Source organism: Streptomyces sp. RP5T, from assembly GCF_003933965.1.
In the GTDB taxonomy this organism is placed as follows: Bacteria; Actinomycetota; Actinomycetes; order Streptomycetales; family Streptomycetaceae; genus Streptomyces.
In genome coordinates this window covers 1-2,455 of the sequence record NZ_RSAJ01000891.1, presented here as the reverse complement: position 1 = coordinate 2,455, position 2,455 = coordinate 1, and the positions used below count along the sequence as shown (strand labels likewise).

General features: G+C 74.0%; 4 protein-coding genes. All 4 read left to right on the top strand.

Translation table 11 applies throughout. The annotated features are described in order from the left end of the window. Positions 1–777 (top strand): penicillin acylase family protein (locus EHS43_RS42545; protein ID WP_148104275.1); only part of this gene is annotated, 777 nt, incomplete at its 5' end. Positions 778–785: 8 nt separating this feature from the next. Continuing rightward, positions 786–1,391, top strand: a complete 606-nt coding sequence (locus EHS43_RS42540; protein WP_125195814.1) for a GNAT family N-acetyltransferase — start codon at positions 786–788, stop codon at positions 1,389–1,391. Then, on the top strand, positions 1,388–1,855 hold the full coding sequence (locus EHS43_RS42535) for a cupin domain-containing protein (protein WP_125195813.1): 468 nt from the start codon (positions 1,388–1,390) through the stop codon (positions 1,853–1,855). The genes EHS43_RS42540 and EHS43_RS42535 overlap by 4 nt, the downstream gene beginning before the upstream one ends. Continuing rightward, on the top strand, positions 1,852–2,455 hold a 604-nt coding region (locus tag EHS43_RS42530; protein ID WP_125195812.1), incomplete at its 3' end, for an SDR family NAD(P)-dependent oxidoreductase. The genes EHS43_RS42535 and EHS43_RS42530, both read left to right, overlap by 4 nt.

The following is a 2,455-nucleotide window of genomic DNA, read 5'->3' as shown; positions in this document are numbered from 1 at the left end:
GCCCCGCCCCACCGGGCGGACCGCATCACCGCCCTGCTGGGGGAGAAGGAGCGGTGGTCGGCCGCCGACATGCCCCTGATCCACATGGACACCCATCTCGCCTCCGCCCAGCCCCTGTTGGACCACGTGGCGGCACTGGAGGGACTGAGCCCCGCGGGCGAGGCCGTCAGGGGCACGCTGCTGCGCTGGGACCGCCGTATGAGCGCGAGCAGCACGGAGGCCGCCCTGTACGCCGCCGTGCGCAGCGCGGTCGTACGACGGCTCGCCGCCCATCCCGCGTTCGCCGCCCTGACAGAGCCGCCCGCCTACCCAGAGGTCCTGCTCCCGTGGCTGGGTCTCGTCCCCCGGATCGCCTTCGCGCTCGAACACCTGCTGCGCGCCGAGGAGTTGTACGGCATCGACCGGGCCGGGACCGTACGGGCCGCCCTGGAGGAGGTGGCCGCCGAGCCGCCGCGGGGCACCTGGGGCGACACGCACCGCCTCGCCCCCTGGCAGGCACTCCCCGAGGACGACCGGGACGCCCCGCCCCTTTCCGGCGACCACGACTGCGTCCTGTGCACCTCCGCGGTGCCCGGACTCACCGACCTCGCCGCGCGCGGCCCGGCCGCCCGTTACGTCTGGGACCTGGCCCGCCGCGAGGACAGCCTGTGGGTGGTCCCGCTGGGCGCCTCGGGCCTGCCCGGCTCACCCCACCACCGCGACCAACTCCCCCTGTGGCTCAGGGGAGATCTCGCCCCGGTCGTCACCGACTGGCAGCACCTGACGAAGGAAGACTGAGGAGAACGATGTCCGACACCCCCACCCGTGAAGCGGTCCACACCCAGACGGTGGACGGCTACGGAACCGTCCGCGTCCTGCGCCTCGACCCGTACGCCGACGCCGCGACCGTGCACGCCTGGGTGCGGGAGGAACGCGCCGCGTTCTGGGGCATGAACGGCCTCACGCGACAGCAGGTGGCCGAGATCTACGCCCACCTGGACACCCTCGACACCCACCACGCCTATCTGCTGGAGAAGGACGGCGAACCCGCCGGACTCCTGCAGACCTACGACCCGGAGGCCGACCGGGTCGGCGAGTGCTACCCCGTCGAACCCGGTGACATCGGCATCCACCTGCTGCTCCCGCCCCCGGGCCCGCACGGCACCCGGCCCGGCTGGTCCGGGGCGCTGCTGTCGGCCGTGGCCTCGTACGTCCTGCTGGGCCTGGACAAGAAGCGGGTCGTGGTGGACCCCGACGTGCGCAACGAGAAGGCCATCGCCCGCTTCCTGAAGCAGGGCTTCGTCGCCGGGGACGCGGTCGTGCTGCCGGAGGTCGACCTCCCGGACGTGTACCTGCCCGAGAAGCACGCACAACTGGCTTTCCTGGCACGGGAGGTAGCCTTTCCCCTGTGACGCCCGACGACCTCGTCGCCCACTACGGCCTGGAACCCGTCCCCCGCGAGGGCGGACTGTTCCGGCAGACCTGGGCGGGTGAGGAGCGCGCCGACGGAAGGCCGCACGGCACGGCCATCGTCGCCCTCCTCACCGCGGACGACTACTCCGCCCTGCACCGCCTGCCCAGCGACGAGATCTGGCACCACTACCTCGGCGACCCGCTGGACCTCCTGCTGCTCGCCCCGGACGGCACGACGAGATCCGCCGCCCTGGGCCCGGACGTACGCGCCGGCCAGCACCCCCAGCTCACCGTGCCCGCCGGCACCTGGATGGGGGCCACGACCCGCGGCGACTGGACCTTCTTCGGCTGCACCATGGCCCCCGGCTTCACCTACGAGGGCTACGAGCACGGTGACGCGGCCGAGCTGACGGCGCGTTACCCGTCCGAGGCCGCCCGGATCGCGCGACTGTGCCGTCCATGAGACTCCTTCAAGGTCAGGTCGCCCTGGTCACGGGCGCGGGCGGCGGCATCGGGCGGGGCATCGCGCTGCGGTTCGCCGAGCAGGGCGCGGCGGTCGCACTCCATTGCCGTACGGCCGTGGCGGCGGCGCGCGAGGTGGCGTCCCGGATCGAGGACGCGGGCGCTCGGGCCGTCGTACTGGAGGCGGAGCTGCGGGACGAGGACGCGTGCCGGCGGCTGGTCCGGGAGGCCGCCGCGTGGGGCGGGGGACTGACCGCGCTGGTCAACAACGCGGGCGTGCAACCCGTCCGGCCCCTGCCCGGGATGACGGCCGCGCAGTGGCGGGACGTCGTGGACACCAACCTCACCGGCGTCTTCGCGTGCACCCAGGCGGCCGCGGAGCTCATGCGCCCGGGCGGGTCCGTCACCTCCGTCGCGTCCATCGAGGCGGGCCACCCCGCGCCCGGGCACGCCCACTATTCCGCCTCCAAGGCGGCGATCGTGGCGCACGCGCGGGCGGCGGCCCAGGAGTACGGCCCGCACGGCATCCGCGTGAACACCGTCTCGCCCGGGCTGATCGACCGGGAAGGGCTCGTGGAGGACTGGCCGGAGGGGGTGGAGC

What these genes read in the sequence shown, in the direction of transcription:
- EHS43_RS42540 (WP_125195814.1), top strand. Translation starts at nt 786, where the DNA reads ATGTCCGACACCCCCACCCGTGAAGCGGTCCACACCCAGACGGTGGAC.